This window comes from Bartonella sp. OC68QHHN (assembly GCF_042193875.1).
Taxonomy (GTDB): Bacteria; Pseudomonadota; Alphaproteobacteria; order Rhizobiales; family Rhizobiaceae; genus Bartonella; species Bartonella grahamii_A.
This window is the reverse complement of record NZ_JBHIME010000023.1, coordinates 137,052-151,768: the sequence shown is the minus strand read 5'-3', so window position 1 is coordinate 151,768 and position 14,717 is coordinate 137,052. Positions and strand designations below refer to the sequence as shown.

Annotated in this window: 13 protein-coding genes; 10 read left to right on the top strand and 3 right to left on the bottom strand. The window is 37.8% G+C overall.

The genetic code is table 11. The features are described from left to right. Positions 1 to 102: 102 nt before the first annotated feature. Complete coding sequence (locus ACFIJ0_RS03375; protein ID WP_375624612.1) at positions 103 to 966, bottom strand: prephenate dehydratase; 864 nt, start codon at positions 964 to 966, stop codon at positions 103 to 105. Continuing rightward, entirely contained in the window at positions 963 to 1,694 is a 732-nt protein-coding gene (locus ACFIJ0_RS03370) for a 3-deoxy-manno-octulosonate cytidylyltransferase (protein WP_375624611.1), read from the bottom strand. The genes ACFIJ0_RS03375 and ACFIJ0_RS03370 overlap by 4 nt, the downstream gene beginning before the upstream one ends. Positions 1,695 to 1,798: 104 nt before the next feature. Here ACFIJ0_RS03370 and ACFIJ0_RS03365 point away from each other — a divergent pair, with 104 nt between their 5' ends. Beyond that, positions 1,799 to 2,362: a c-type cytochrome gene (locus ACFIJ0_RS03365; RefSeq protein ID WP_375624610.1), complete on the top strand. Its 564-nt coding sequence runs from the start codon at positions 1,799 to 1,801 to the stop codon at positions 2,360 to 2,362. An 898-nt stretch (positions 2,363 to 3,260) separates the two neighbouring features. Here ACFIJ0_RS03365 and ACFIJ0_RS03360 read toward each other — a convergent pair. Then, positions 3,261 to 4,055, bottom strand: a complete 795-nt coding sequence (locus ACFIJ0_RS03360; protein ID WP_375644114.1) for a molybdopterin-synthase adenylyltransferase MoeB — start codon at positions 4,053 to 4,055, stop codon at positions 3,261 to 3,263. A gap of 87 nt (positions 4,056 to 4,142) precedes the next feature. Between ACFIJ0_RS03360 and gshB the strand changes: the two genes are divergently transcribed. The 9 genes from gshB (at position 4,143) to mutM (ending at position 14,651) form a co-directional block, all read left to right on the top strand. Further along, positions 4,143 to 5,081 (top strand): glutathione synthase, encoded by a 939-nt coding sequence (gene gshB, locus ACFIJ0_RS03355; protein WP_375624608.1) that lies wholly within the window; start codon positions 4,143 to 4,145, stop codon positions 5,079 to 5,081. 143 nt (positions 5,082 to 5,224) lie between these two features. Next, positions 5,225 to 6,271, top strand: a complete 1,047-nt coding sequence (locus tag ACFIJ0_RS03350; RefSeq protein WP_375624607.1) for a PstS family phosphate ABC transporter substrate-binding protein — start codon at positions 5,225 to 5,227, stop codon at positions 6,269 to 6,271. A 73-nt stretch (positions 6,272 to 6,344) separates the two neighbouring features. Continuing rightward, entirely contained in the window at positions 6,345 to 7,805 is a 1,461-nt protein-coding gene (gene pstC, locus ACFIJ0_RS03345) for a phosphate ABC transporter permease subunit PstC (protein ID WP_375624606.1), read from the top strand. Continuing rightward, positions 7,802 to 9,091 carry a phosphate ABC transporter permease PstA gene (gene pstA / locus ACFIJ0_RS03340; RefSeq protein WP_375624605.1) on the top strand — a complete coding sequence of 430 codons (1,290 nt, stop codon included), beginning with the start codon at positions 7,802 to 7,804 and terminating at the stop codon, positions 9,089 to 9,091. Before pstC ends, pstA begins: the two co-directional genes overlap by 4 nt. 51 nt (positions 9,092 to 9,142) lie before the next feature. After that, positions 9,143 to 9,901 (top strand): phosphate ABC transporter ATP-binding protein PstB, encoded by a 759-nt coding sequence (gene pstB, locus ACFIJ0_RS03335; RefSeq protein ID WP_375624604.1) that lies wholly within the window; start codon positions 9,143 to 9,145, stop codon positions 9,899 to 9,901. A gap of 21 nt (positions 9,902 to 9,922) precedes the next feature. Continuing rightward, positions 9,923 to 10,645: a phosphate signaling complex protein PhoU gene (gene phoU, locus ACFIJ0_RS03330; protein ID WP_375624603.1), complete on the top strand. Its 723-nt coding sequence runs from the start codon at positions 9,923 to 9,925 to the stop codon at positions 10,643 to 10,645. Between the two features lie 588 nt (positions 10,646 to 11,233). Next, a complete protein-coding gene (locus ACFIJ0_RS03325) occupies positions 11,234 to 12,073 on the top strand; it encodes a cell wall hydrolase (RefSeq protein ID WP_375624602.1) in 840 nt (279 codons plus the stop codon). Between the two features lie 179 nt (positions 12,074 to 12,252). Continuing rightward, positions 12,253 to 13,500 (top strand): aminopeptidase, encoded by a 1,248-nt coding sequence (locus tag ACFIJ0_RS03320; protein ID WP_375624601.1) that lies wholly within the window; start codon positions 12,253 to 12,255, stop codon positions 13,498 to 13,500. Positions 13,501 to 13,775: 275 nt separating this feature from the next. Beyond that, positions 13,776 to 14,651, top strand: a complete 876-nt coding sequence (gene mutM / locus ACFIJ0_RS03315; protein ID WP_375624600.1) for a bifunctional DNA-formamidopyrimidine glycosylase/DNA-(apurinic or apyrimidinic site) lyase — start codon at positions 13,776 to 13,778, stop codon at positions 14,649 to 14,651. The last annotated feature ends 66 nt before the right edge of the window (positions 14,652 to 14,717 follow it).

The following is a 14,717-nucleotide window of genomic DNA, read 5'->3' as shown; positions in this document are numbered from 1 at the left end:
ATGCTATACGGATAATAAAAGGGTTCTTATACTGTTACTTATTTTATTTTTCAGTGCTTATTTATGAAGAGCCGTTATGCAATTTAACAATTTGATTGTTCTTTATACCTGCGGTTTCCGATCGTTTTTAGCAGGATAGATGCCAATTATGCGCAACTCAGCAGAGAAGAAAGAAAGCTCTTCCAGAGCGAGTTTCATCATGGGATCTTCAGGATGCCCTTCAATATCAACGAAAAACTGTGTTGCATTGAAATTTCCGCCAATTTGGTAGCTTTCTAATTTTGTCATATTGATACCATTTGTGGCAAAGCCACCCATAGCTTTATAAAGGGCAGCAGGGACATTACGGACTCGAAAAAGAAGGCTAGTAATGATTTTTTCACCGTTTTGAGGTTTGGGTACGTGTTGTTGAGAACGTGAAAGGATAACAAAACGCGTAATATTATGAGGGCTATCTTCAACATTTCTTTCAAGAATATCAAGTCCATAGAGTTCTGCTGCGATCAGAGGAGCTAAGGCTGCTTGTGAACGCTTTCCATTTTTTTTAATAAACTTTGCGGCACCAGCTGTATCAGCAGAAGTAACAGGTATCCAGCCATTTTCACGTATGATTTTTCGGCATTGTGCAAGGGCATGCGTATGGCTGTGGACGGTTTTAATTTCGTCATATGTAACGCCGGGCAAAACCATTAATTGAAAATGGATAGGTAAAAAATATTCATCAATAATATAAAGAGATGATTGCGGTAAAAGATGATGAATGTCTGCAACGCGTCCCGCAAGAGTATTTTCAATAGGAATCATAGCAAGATCAGCTTTCCCACTTTCCACTAAATTAAGGGCGTCTTCAAAAGTAGCAGAGGGAACAGCATCCATATTGGGGAACATATTGGAGCAAGCAATATGCGAATTAGCGCCGTATTCTCCTTGGAAAGAAATTTTATTGTTTTTTTTAAGTATTTTCATGCTAAAATCTTACGTACTCTATCGAGATCACGTTGTGTGTCTACGCCTAAGGGAATCGTATCAACTATTTCCACATCGATGCGCATATTATGTTCTAATGCACGTAATTGTTCAAGTTTTTCACGTTGCTCGAGTGTAGAGGGTTTGAATGATATAAATTTCTCAAGTGCTTCGCGCCGATAAGCGTATATTCCAATATGATGATAAAGAGGACCATCTCCATAAGGTGCTGTGGTGCGCGTAAAATAAAGAGCACGAAGGCGATTTTGAGAAAGCGGTGTACCAATGATTTTCACAACATTGGGATCTCTTTTTTCATTTTCTTCAATGATTTGAGCACCCAAGGTTGCAATATCAGTAAAGCTATTTTCTAAAGGGCGTAGCGCATGAATGATTTCACGAGGCATTATTGTTGGTAAGTCACCTTGTATATTTAAAATGGCATTGTAACGTTGTTCAGGATCAATACGCATTAAAGCTTCATAAATACGATCAGATCCAGACTTATGATCACCTTGTGTTATGATACATTCATGCCCATAATCTGCAACAGCTTTAGCAATATCATTATGATCTGTTGCAACGATCGTACGCCCTATTGCAGCTTTTTTGGCTTGTTCTGCGACATGAACAATCATCGGCTTTCCGCTAATTTCAGCGAGAGCTTTTTGAGGAAGACGGGTTGAGCCTATACGGGCAGGAATAAGAATAATTGGTTCAAGAGTCATTGTAAGATTCCAAATGTCATCTGTGATGCATTTATAATGTTGTGTGTTCTAAAGAAAAAGCTTAAACTAAAAATGGTAATGAAACCGTGAACATTTGAGTTTTTATGAATCGCTCGAGTTTTATTTATTTTATTTGTGCTTGTTTATGTGTGCTGGTCATTATTGTGGGGATTTCCACACTCAGCAATATAGTTTACGATTATCCTCCATCAGTCCAGTATCATCATACAGTTGCTAAGAATGATACATTTCAAGAAAAACAAAAAGCACCTGATGTTTCCCGATCACTAAATAGCCGCCTTCAACAAGGCAATCTTGAAAATGGCCGTAAAATTTTTCGCCAATGTGCCATATGCCATACTTCTGGACGCAATGAAGCAGGGCGTGTTGGTCCAGTTCTTTGGGAGATTGTTAACCGCCCTTTGGCATCAGCAGCAGGTTTTGCTTATTCACGGGCATTGCGTGCTCATTCTGATCAAAAATGGGATTTTATCACTTTGGATCGTTATTTACATTCTCCACGTGAAGCTTTTCCTGGGACCATTATGTCTTTTCGTGGAATTAAAAATGACCAAGATCGTGCCGATCTTTTGCTTTATTTACGCAGTTTATCTGATCATCCTATTCCTTTACCAATAGATAATAATAAAGCGAACGAACCAAATTAATATATACCATAGATGTTAATTTTAGAAAGAAGTCTGATTTTTTTGTAATTTTAGTTTCACGGTTTTATCACAAGAGCTCTTATTGATGTTTTGTTAGGGAGAACGCTTCTCACGCAAAACAGAACACATTTAACGTTCCATATTTACTCGCTTGTTCTAAAGAGACTTCTTAAGAAAATGCACTCTTTACGCTGTCATCTGCAGATTAGTTTTCAAGATTCGTTTGCTTCACTTTTTCTACATATGCTTGTCTGTGAAATTATTGCTGAAGGATTATCAATTCACAAGCAGCAGCTTTCTGCTTCTGAATGCAATAATTATGTAATTAAAGTTCTCCATGAGGTTTATCTTAATCCTTTTATACACATCAATCCCCATATATTTTTCTTATGAACAGAGACAATTGATTGTTTTTATACGTGCAATAAATCCTAAGCTGTATTTTATGATGTTTGATGAATAGACGTTTTCTCTTGAGGTTAGAGGTGTAGGTACAGATCATTGACCTTTTATACTATCGGTCACTAAAATATGATTAGATTATTTATAGATTATGGTTTGAAGTAAGCACTTTCATGTGAAGCAATTTTTATGTGTGAATAGTAAAATAGTGGAATAGAGTTCTGCTGATTGTATTTTTATCTAGTTCGAAAATTTTTGACACAAGAATACTAATGGTAGCTACGTTTGCACGAGTCTCTGTCTATTTATAGACGATGACATGAAATTATGCTGATAATCCATTATAAAGAATTATTTTTTCACAAAAGGTCTTCGATATTTGTGATAAATTTAATAGTTTCCATTGGTTACAGTGTTTCGATGACTTACGATAAAATATTAAGTATTTCAATACATATTGCGAGAGTGCTAAAAATTAGTCGGAAAGGAGACATAATCATGATTCTTTAGGCTTCTTAATAACTATGGAATTTTCTTTATAATTTGAGCGTTTATAAGTAATAATATTAAATTGCGCTAATAATCCATTATAGAGAAGAATCTTTCCTACTAATGGCTCTCCGATGTTTGTGATCATTTTAATAACTTCCATTGCTTGTAGGGTCCCAATAACGCCAGGTAAAACACCGATGATTCCAGTTTCAGCGCATGTTGGGATAGTTCCGTGAGCCGGAGGGACGGGAAATAAATCGCGATAGTGAGGATTATTGTCTTTATACGGCATAAGGACGGTTAATGAGCCATTAAAACGTTCTACAGCACCACTGATTAAAGGTTTTTTGCATTGGGCAGCGTGATCAGCAAGAAGATAGCGTGTTGTAAAATTATCACTTCCATCAACAATGATGTGGTAAGCATAGAGCAGTTTATCCACATTACTGTTATCTAAGCGTAGGGTGTGTTTTTCAACTATAACATGGGGGTTTATTGCTTTTATAGTGGTTTCAGCACTGTCTGTTTTGCTTTTGTTTATTGCATTTGTTTTATGAATAACTTGGCGTTGTAAATTGGAAAGTGAAACGATGTCGTTATCGACAATTCCAAGGGTTCCAACACCTGCAGCAGCCAAATAGGTTAAGACAGGAGCACCAAGACCACCAGCGCCCACAACAAGAACACGTGCTTTTTTTAGCTTTTGTTGCCCTGCACCACCAATTTCAGGCAAAATGATGTGGCGTGCATAGCGTTCGATTTCTTTGTTGTTGAATTTTGTATCTGTTTCTTGTGTCATAAATTTTCTCTTGTCATAGTTCTTTTATTGTTTACTAAGTTTATGGTGCATAGACCAGTCTGCTTTTAGGATAGGGAGGATTTATTTATGAAAATTGCCATTCAGATGGATCATATTTCAACAGTTCGGATTCAAGGAGATACGACATTTGCACTCGCTTTAGCAGCACAAGAACGTGGACACTCTCTCTTCCATTATACACCAGATCGTTTATCTCTGTGCGATGGTTATGTGATTGCACGACTAGAGCCATTGATTGTACATGATAAAGAGGGAAGCCACTATCAATTAGCAAAGCCTGTTCGCACGGAATTAACAGATATGGATGTGGTTCTTTTACGCCAAGATCCACCTTTTGATCTCAATTATATCACAACGACTCATTTGTTAGAACGTATTCATCCTAAAACACTCGTTGTGAATGATCCGGCATGGGTACGCAACAGTCCAGAAAAAATTTTTGTTACTGAATTTTCTGATCTGATGCCAGAAACATTAATTACCAAAGATATTGAAGAAATAACAGCTTTTAGAGAGACATTTGGCGATATTATTGTTAAACCACTTTATGGAAATGGGGGCGCTGGTATTTTTTATTTAAAACAAGATGATCGCAATTTCGCATCATTGTTAGAAATGTTTGCAGAAATTTATCATGAACCTTTTATTGTTCAGCGCTATTTAGAAGTAGTGCGAAAAGGAGATAAAAGGATTATTTTACTTGATGGTACACCTGTTGGAGCTATTAATCGAATTCCGACAAAAACAGATGTGCGCTCTAATATGCATGTTGGAGGTCGCGCGGAAAATGTTGAGTTAACAAAACGTGATTATGAGATTTGTGAACGCATTGGTCCAGCCTTAAAGGAACGTGGTCTTCTTTTTGTGGGGATTGATGTGATTGGAGATTATATAACAGAAATTAATGTGACGTCTCCTACAGGAATTCGTGAAATTAAACGCTTCTGCGGGACAGATGTTGCTCATTTGTTTTGGGATATTATTGAGTTCAAGCGTTCAAATTAATTTATTTGACAGAGGACAAAAACATGGTTTTAAAAAAATGATCCATGTTGTTTTTTTATGTTTGTTATGTTGCAAATGTGAATTAGAATGACCGTATGATATAAATTAGGAGGCTTTGTCCTCAATTTTTAGGGAGTTTATAGATGAGCAGAGTATTATCAATTGGAGTGGGATTGATTTTTGCGCTACTGCTGTCAGCAAATGGAGGCAATGCGCGTGATCAAATACAGATTACTGGTTCATCTACAGTTTTACCTTATCAGAAGATTGTTGCTGAGACATTTGGAGAAATTTATCCCCATTTTAAGGTTCCTGTTATCGAATCGGGTGGAACAGGAGCTGGTATTAAGGAATTCTGCCGTGGTATTGGGGAGAACACCGTTGATATTGTTAATGCTTCGCGAGCAATGAAACCGAGTGAATTACAGTCTTGCTTTGATGCTGGTGTAAAAGATGTTGAGGAAATACGTATTGGGTATGATGGCATTGTTTTTGCAACAGATATTAAGGGTCCTGATTGGAAATTACAGCCAGTAGATGTTTATAAAGCCCTTGCTGCTCGAATTATTGTGGATGGAAAGTTGCAACCGAATAATGTTTTGAAATGGAGTGCAGTTAATAGTGCTCTTCCTGATTGGACAATAGTAGCGTATATTCCTGGAGAGAAGCATGGGACGCGTGAAGTTTTTGAGGAAAAATTACTTACTGAAGGGTGTAAAGAGAGTGGGGCAGTTGAGGTGATGAAGTCTTTAGGAATGGATGATAAGGAGATACACACTGCTTGTATTGCGGTACGTAAGGATGGAAAAGCGGTTGATATTGATGGTGATTATTCTGAAACATTTGCGCGTCTAACTTCTAATAAAACAGGGGTTGGTATTTTTGGTTTGTCTTTTTATCAAAATAATGCTGATAGGCTAAAGGTTGCCGATATTAACGGTTTTGCGCCAACAGTTGAGACGATTTCTAGTGGACAATATCCAGTTTCTCGTCCGCTTTTTTTCTATATTAAGAAAGCACATTTAGATATTGTTTCAGGTTTACGAGAGTATGTTGACTTTTTTCTTTCTGATCAAATGATTGGTCCAGAGGGTCCCTTGGCTGAATATGGTTTGATTGTTTCTCCTGAAAAGGAGCGTCAAGCACAGCGTTCTGATTTTTCTGCTGGTCGAGTAATGACATTGAAATAATTCGCAGGGAAATTTATTGGATTTCTGGGATAGGAAATTTTGGTGCTATTTTTTATAAAAACTGAAAGATAAAATGCGCATTTCCTTCATTATTTTGCTATTATTGATTTTTGGATTTTGTGGCTTTTGTATTTCTTATATGCGAGCACGCACTCTTGAATACAGACAACATAAAATGCATTCTCGTGCCTATTATTATGGCTGGTGGACATTTTTGATTACTGTTATTCCAGCTTTTGTTTTTTTAATTTTTTGGGATGCTGGGAGTACAATTTATTTAGAATATAATGCCTTTCGAGAACTTGGGGCGTATAGTGCGCATGTAACAGAGCCTGTAAATCATCATCTACTTTGGGAGATACTTCGAAGTCTCGTCAAAATGATTCATCGCTTTGAGGGGAATCTTTCTACCGCTTCCTATAAGGAAGTGCAGGCACAATTACTTGCGAAGGGATTGATTTTACCTGATGAAGCATCGGATGATGTGTTCAAAATAGCACAGTCGTGGGTGTTCTCTTCTGAAAAGCTTAAGTTTATAGGTTATGGTTTCCTTTTTGGTATTGCGTCCTTTGGTTTTATCTGTGGAATGATGCAAATCGCACCTCATCAGCGTGCGCGCAATAAGGTTGAATCTTTTATTATTATTGGATTGATTTGTGCATCTATTGTTGCAGTCTTGACAACAATAGCCATTGCGCTTTCTCTGCTTTTTCAGACAGTAAGCTTTTTTCAGTCTGTATCCTTTTCAAATTTCTTTTTAGGAACAGTTTGGGACCCACGTTTTTCCGCGAGCGGTTCGAGCGATGAAGTAGGACAATTTGGTTTAATACCGCTTCTTGCTGGTACGCTTTATATTGCATTTGTCGCCATGCTTTTTGCTGTACCTATAGGACTATTTTCAGCTCTTTATATGGCGGAGTATGCTTCTGCGCGATTGCGAGCAATTGTAAAACCATTGTTAGAAGTTCTTGCTGGCATCCCAACCATTGTTTATGGTTTTTTTGCTTTGAAGGTGGTAGGACCATTTCTACGTGATCTCTCTGTTTCTCTCTCAGATGGGGGCGGTTTTATTATGGCACAAAGTGTTTTGACTGCTGGAGTTGTAATGGGAATTATGTTGATACCTTTTGTTTCCTCTTTATCGGATGATGTTATTATGGCTGTTCCACGCATTTTACGTGAAGGTTCTTATGGTTTAGGCGCAACGCAATCTGAAACAATTAAAAAAGTTGTTATACCAGCAGCGCTTCCAGGGATTATGGGAGCCATTTTGTTGACGGCATCGCGTGCAATTGGAGAAACAATGATTGTGGTTTTGGCAGCAGGTGTTGCAGCAAACTTAACATTCAATCCTTTTGAAGCAATGACTACGATGACTGTTAAGATTGTGAATCAATTGACCGGTGATTTTGAGTTTAATTCTCCACAAACTCTGGTGGCTTTTGCCTTGGGGATGACGCTCTTTGTTATGACACTTTTTATGAATATTCTGGCTCTTTATATTGTGCGTAAATATCGGGAACAATATGAATGAATAAAGATTTTTTTCCTCGTCGCAATATTAGCCTCAAGCGTCGGTATTGGGCTGAACGTCGTTTTCGTGCCTATGGTTTAATTGCCATTTTTATTGGTTTGTTTTTTTTATTTGCGCTTTTATGGTCTATCATTAGTCAGGGTTATACAGCTTTTTTTCAAACTGAAATGACATTATCAATTTATTTGGACGAAAAGATCATTGATCCAAGTGGTCAACGTAACACAAAACCGCGAGTGCTCATGATGGCGAATTATCCACTTCTTGTACGCAATGCTTTAGCAAAGAGACTTAATATAGATCAAAATGATCGAGCCTCTCTTCGGGATGTTAGCCGTATGTTTTCAAATGGTGCCCGCGTTCAACTGCGTGAAATGGTGACAAAGAATCCAAAACTGATTGGCACAATGCAAAAAGTTAAAGTTTTGGCATCTGCGGATATTGATTCTGCTTATAAGGGACAGATTGATCTGCGTGTAGCAGAAAAAAACCGTAAAGTTTCTAATCGACAAGTAGAATGGATAAAGCGTTTAGCGCATGATGGTACGCTTTATAAAACATTTAATATTGGTTTTTTTACATTTGGCGCTTCAAGTCGTCCTGAGACTGCGGGATTAGGTGTTGCGATCATTGGTTCTCTTTATATGATAAGCATCGTTTTATTAGTTTCACTTCCGATAGGCATAGCAACGGCTCTTTATTTGGAAGAATATGCACGCAAAAATAAATTTACAGATTTTATAGAGGTTAATATCAATAATCTTGCAGCTGTTCCTTCAATTGTGTTTGGTCTTTTAGGACTCTCTTTTTTTGTTAATTTTTTAGGATTACCACGTTCAGCCTCTTTTGTTGGTGGTCTTGTTTTGGCGCTCATGACTCTTCCCACAATCATTATTGCAACACGTTCTGCTCTGCGTGCTGTTCCTCTCTCTATTCGTTCAGCAGCTTTAGGACTGGGAGCATCAAAAACACAAATGGTTTTTCATCATGTTGTTCCTTTAGCTGCGCCTGGTATTTTGACAGGCACAATTATTGGAGTCGCTCAGGCTTTGGGTGAAACAGCTCCTTTGCTTTTGATTGGAATGGTTGCTTTTGTTGTTAATATTCCTACGACTCCCATGGATCCAGCAACGGCTTTACCTGTTCAAATTTTTATGTGGGCGGGTGAAGCAGAGCGCGCTTTTGTTGAAAAGACGTCAGGTGCTATTATTGTATTAATGATTTTTCTTGCGATAATGAATATTTCTGCGGTTTTTTTACGTCGACGATTTGAACGCCGCCAGTAATTTTAATAAAATAACAGCTTTGATAAGATTTTTGTAAGGTGAATTTTTGTAATGAAGATTAAAATGCGCGGTCAGGATGTGAAGGTTTCTTATGGAGACAAAGAAGCACTCCATGGTATTACACTTGATATTCCTGAACATCAAGTAACTGCTTTGATTGGTCCATCGGGATGCGGAAAGTCGACTTTTTTGCGTTGTTTTAACCGTATGAATGATACGATTGAAGGCGTTAAAACAACCGGTCTTATTACCTTAGATGGGGAGAATATTTATGACCAGAGGATTGATGTTGTAGAATTGCGCGCCCGTGTTGGAATGGTTTTTCAAAAGCCCAGTCCTTTTCCAAAATCTATATTTGAGAATGTTGCGTATGGTCCACGCATTCATGGTTTAGTTAAAACGCGCTCTGAATTGCATGATGTAGTTGAAAAGAGTTTGAGGCAGGCAGGTTTGTTTGAAGAAGTAAAAGACCGTCTTCATGATCTTGGAACAAGTTTATCAGGGGGACAACAACAGCGTTTGTGTATTGCACGTGCTATTGCGGTTAGTCCTGAAGTTATTTTGATGGATGAGCCTTGTTCAGCTCTTGATCCCATTGCGACGGCACGGATTGAAGAGCTTATCGATGCGTTACGGCAAAATTATACAATTGTTATCGTAACGCATTCCATGCAACAGGCCGCACGTGTTTCTCAATATACGGCTATGTTTCATTTAGGGCATTTGGTAGAAGTTGGTGCGACTGAAATGATCTTTACCTCACCAAAAGAGCAACGGACACAAGATTATATTACGGGGCGTTTTGGATAGGTGAATTGAGGAGTGTAAGATATGTCTATGAACCATACTGTCCGTTCTTATGATGCAGAACTAAAATATTTAAAAGCAAGGATTACAGAAATGGGGAGCCATGCAGAAAGGATGATTGAACGTTCTGTCGCATCGGTTGTGTGTAGTGATCTTCAACTTGCAACGACAGTGATTGCCGATGATGTGTTTTTAGATGAAGCAGAACGTGACATTGATGAAAAAGCGGTTGCTATTATTTGCAAACGTCAACCGATGGCTGTTGATTTGCGTGAAATTATTGGAGCCATTCGTATTTCTTCTGATCTTGAGCGGATTGGGGATATGGCCAAAAACATTGCTAAAAGGACTGTTGCACTTTCAGAAATACGTCAATCTGCTTCTGTTTATCATGGGTTTGAAACAATTACAGCTTTAGCACTCAATCAATTAAAAGAAGTCTTAAATGCTTATACGAGTCGCCTATTAGAGCGTGTTGACGCTGTGCGTGAGCGTGATGAGAAAATTGATGCTTTGTATACTTCTCTTTTTCGTGAACTTTTGACGTATATGGTGGAAGATATGCGAAATATTACGGTTTGTACGCACTTACTGTTTTGTTTAAAAAATATTGAACGAATTGGTGATCATGTTACCAATATTGCTGAAATGCTGCATTATATCATAACGGGTTACCATATGTCTTCTGATCGTCCTCGCGATGACCTTACTTATAAAGTTGGGGTAGGTGAGAAGAAAATAGATTAAAATTTTTCTTATATGTATAAAATAAGTTTGTAAATATATGAGCATTTTCTTACAGTGCAGCTATAGAAAGAATAAGATAACCATATTATGGAAAAACACAAAGAAGCAACAAAGAGTTTTTTCAGAGAAGCATGGCAGATTGCTAACTCTTGGTTTGACATATTTGTATATTGGATGATATCATCATTCGTATTGTGGCCGGAGGGGAGTTTTCTAGGGGAATTTCCTTTCAGATCATTTTGTTAAAATTTTATATTAAAGGGGATCTCTGTCTTATTTTTTTCAATATCGATGCAAAGAGTTTTGGTATCCAAATTTTTTCGTATGTAGAAGAAGTGGATAGTGTTGTTTTATTGTAATTGAAACGTGTGGGTTATTATAGCCTATATTGGACCATGAAGAATAACAATATTGATCTGTAAATTAAGAGTTTTTTATTTTTTATTTTGCATAGATACTTTTTGATTACCTCTTGTATTAAAATTTTACTGAGTGGTAACGGTTAGTTATGTACTTTATTGAGAGATACATTTAAAGCTCATTTCAAAATTTGAATAGCTCAGAGATTATAGGAATGTGTTGCATAAGATGAAAAAAAATCGTTGGAATGTTTTTGTTACCTGTTGTGTAGCGCCGTTAGTTGTTGTGGGGTGTGCTTCAAATTATTTAGATACTGGAAAAGTAAATAATAATAAGACAAAAACAGTTACGTATCCATTGACAGAGCGTCAATGTCTTATGCGAGCGATGTATTTTGAATCAAATCGCACAAGCCGTGAAGGAATGATTGCCGTTGGGACGGTTGTTATGAATCGTGTTAATTCAACCGCTTATCCTAAGACGATTTGTGGTGTTGTTGGTCAATATAAGCAGTTTGCTCCTGGTGTTTTAACGCGTCCTATGACGGAGAAAGCATCTGTTGCTCGTGTAAGAGAGGCGGCTGATGCTGTTTTACGGGGTGAACGAGATAAGAAAGTTAAACACGCTAAGTTTTTTCATACCGCTGGTCTATCTTTTCCGTATAAAAACATGCATTATGTTCAGGTTGCAGGGGGAAATGCTTTTTATGAAAAACGATCACGTGATGGGGAACTTCAAGTTCCTACAAATAATCGCCCTTATGATGTTGCTTATGCTTTTGCTCAAGAACGTTCTGGTCATGCGCCAAGCTTTATAGATGAAAGCTTAGAAAGTAGGGGAGTAAAGGCAGAGAAAAGTGCATCTTCTTTGACAGAAGTAGCACAATCCAAGACCAAGACAGCACATCCTGCGTCTTTTGCGATGGTACAGCTTGATAAAGTTCCTATTCCTGCCTATGCACCTCAACATCTAGCTAGGAAAGAGGAAAATAAAACGATTATGGCTTTGCCTTCATCAGATCAGTTAAATGCAATTGTTGCAATGTTAGAAAAACGACACAGAAACTGATAAGTTTTTCACGACCAAAGAAGGGTTATAGACCCATTGCTGTTTATGAATTAAGTGAAACTTTTAGCGATAATGACACGCGTAAATATATGTAGAGAAAGTGAACTCAAAGGATCTGAAAAACAATTTATAATATGACGACGTGAAAAACGTATTTTATTTAAAGAAGGGTATTGGTAATGTACTTTGATATTCATGAGACAATTTCGCCTGAAATGCTTAATCGTCTTGCAGAAATTACAGTAAAAGTGGGGTTAAATTTACAAGAGGGGCAGGATCTTGTTTTGACTTCTCCAGTTTCAGCATTACCTTTTGTTCGGCGTATTGCATATCATGCTTATAAGGTTGGGGCTGGTGTCATTACACCAATTTTTAGTGATGATATGTTATCGCTTACACGTTTTGAAAATGCCCATACAGCTAGTTTTGATTGTGCCCCTTCTTGGCTTTATGAGGGAATGGCGAAGGCTTTTGAAAATGGGGCAGCGCGTTTAGCGATTGTTGGTGATAATCCTTTGCTCCTTTCCAATCAAGATTTTGATAAGGTTGCGCGTTTGAATAAGGCGACTTCACTAGCTTACCAGCCTGCTCTCAAAAAAATATCGAATTTTTCTATAAATTGGTCGATTGTTGCTTATCCAACAGTAGGATGGGCTGAGACAATGTTTCCTTCTTTACCACTTAATGAGGCGATTAAAAAATTAGCCGATGCAATTTTTTCTGCGTCACGTGTTACAGAAGAAGATCCGGTACATGCGTGGATTGTCCATAACGAGAATTTAAAGAAACGATCATCTTGGCTTAATGAGCAGCGTTTTTCTGCCTTACACTTTACAGGGCCAGGGACTGATTTAATTGTTGGTTTGGCAGATGATCATGAATGGCATGGTGGTGCATCCGTTGCTCAAAATGGTGTTATTTGCAACCCGAATATTCCGACAGAAGAAGTTTTCACCACTCCTCATGCTCATAAGGTTGAAGGTTTTGTTCGTTCGACGAGGCCACTTTCCTATCAAGGAACACTGGTTGATAATATTGAAGTACGTTTTGAAGCAGGGCGTATTGTTGAGGCTCGTGCATCAACGGGTCAGGAAGTTTTGCAACAGGTTTTGCAAAGTGATGAGGGTGCAAGCCGATTGGGCGAAGTTGCCCTTGTACCCCATTCTTCACCAATTTCTAAGAGTGACCTCCTTTTTTATAATACCTTATTTGATGAAAATGCTGCATGTCATATTGCTTTAGGGCAGTGTTATTCCAAATGCTTTTTAGATGGGGCATCATTGACGTCAGAAGAGATTGCAGCACGTGGTGGTAATAAAAGTGTCATTCATATTGACTGGATGATTGGTTCTGGCGAAATTGATATAGATGGCATTACTCAAGATGGTATAAGAGTGCCTGTATTTCGTAAGGGTGAATGGGCTTAATCCTGTTATGCCGTCAAATATCGTCATTTGAGGTGGGGTTGGGTAAGCTTCATTGATACATTAAGTATTTTAGAGTGTCTGGTGAATATTCAAGGCGGTGCTTGACCATAAAGCTTTTACTTAATTAACTCACATGAGTAGGAAGCTAAGTGAAATCCACTCATCAAGAATTTGTTTTTTATAGAGCAGATGTAGAGGAAGTCTTCGTTCTTTGAGGGGGGGAAGTCAATTTATGGTGATACGATTGGAAAGTGTATAATTATTAAAGAAGAGAGATGCCTGAACTTCCTGAAGTAGAGACAGTTCGTCGTGGACTTGAGTCTGTTGTAACTGATGCAAAGATAGTATCTGTCAGACTTAATCGTAGAGATTTGCGCTTTCCTTTTCCTGAGGCTTTTTCTGAGCGTCTTATTGGCAGAACAATTATAGAACTTGGTCGGCGTGCGAAATATTTATTATTTCATCTTTCTCAGGATGAAACGATTTTAAGCCATTTAGGAATGTCTGGTTCATGGCGTATAGAGAATGATCTTTTAAGAACAGTTTTTTCAACGACAAGTAAATTGGTTAAGCATGATCATTTTATCATGGATATTCAAACAAGAGATGGTGCAGTTTATCATCTTATATATAATGATGTACGTCGCTTTGGATTTATGCTTTTAGTTAATACGGACAAGCTTTATGAACATCCACTTTTAAATAAGCTAGGGCTTGAACCTATGAGTAATTCGTTTTCTGGTCGTTATTTACAAAAGGCTTTTGTTAATAAAAGAATGTCTCTCAAGAGCGTTTTACTTGATCAGTCTATTGTTGCAGGTCTTGGGAATATTTATGTTTGTGAAGCACTTTGGCGGAGTCGTTTGTCTCCACAACGTGGTGCATTTACATTGGCATCAAAAACGGCACGTGCAAGTGAATTTGCAGATTCTTTAGCACAAAATATACGTAATGTGATTTCTGAAGCCATTTTGTCTGGTGGCTCTTCTTTACGTGATTATATGCATATAGATGGTTCACTTGGTTATTTTCAACATGCTTTTTCAGTTTATGGACGAGAAGGCAAGCAATGTTTGGAATGTGGAACGCCTATTGTGCGCATTTTACAGGCTGGGCGTTCAAGTTTTTACTGCTCACAATGTCAAAAATGAATAAGGTGTCTTGCAAAATCTTACAAGAGGCTTAAAGTTGTCGTATCTATAATATAATTAGACAAG

Bases quoted from the DNA above. Each gene is read 5' to 3' on its own strand.
- ACFIJ0_RS03375 (WP_375624612.1), bottom strand. From the start codon at position 966: ATGAAAATACTTAAAAAAAACAATAAAATTTCTTTCCAAGGAGAATAC.
- ACFIJ0_RS03370 (WP_375624611.1), bottom strand. From the start codon at position 1,694: ATGACTCTTGAACCAATTATTCTTATTCCTGCCCGTATAGGCTCAACC.
- ACFIJ0_RS03365 (WP_375624610.1), top strand. From the start codon at position 1,799: ATGAATCGCTCGAGTTTTATTTATTTTATTTGTGCTTGTTTATGTGTG.
- ACFIJ0_RS03360 (WP_375644114.1), bottom strand. From the start codon at position 4,055: ATGACACAAGAAACAGATACAAAATTCAACAACAAAGAAATCGAACGC.
- gshB (WP_375624608.1), top strand. From the start codon at position 4,143: ATGAAAATTGCCATTCAGATGGATCATATTTCAACAGTTCGGATTCAA.
- ACFIJ0_RS03350 (WP_375624607.1), top strand. From the start codon at position 5,225: ATGAGCAGAGTATTATCAATTGGAGTGGGATTGATTTTTGCGCTACTG.
- pstC (WP_375624606.1), top strand. From the start codon at position 6,345: ATGCGCATTTCCTTCATTATTTTGCTATTATTGATTTTTGGATTTTGT.
- pstA (WP_375624605.1), top strand. From the start codon at position 7,802: ATGAATAAAGATTTTTTTCCTCGTCGCAATATTAGCCTCAAGCGTCGG.
- pstB (WP_375624604.1), top strand. From the start codon at position 9,143: ATGAAGATTAAAATGCGCGGTCAGGATGTGAAGGTTTCTTATGGAGAC.
- phoU (WP_375624603.1), top strand. From the start codon at position 9,923: ATGTCTATGAACCATACTGTCCGTTCTTATGATGCAGAACTAAAATAT.
- ACFIJ0_RS03325 (WP_375624602.1), top strand. From the start codon at position 11,234: ATGAAAAAAAATCGTTGGAATGTTTTTGTTACCTGTTGTGTAGCGCCG.
- ACFIJ0_RS03320 (WP_375624601.1), top strand. From the start codon at position 12,253: ATGTACTTTGATATTCATGAGACAATTTCGCCTGAAATGCTTAATCGT.
- mutM (WP_375624600.1), top strand. From the start codon at position 13,776: ATGCCTGAACTTCCTGAAGTAGAGACAGTTCGTCGTGGACTTGAGTCT.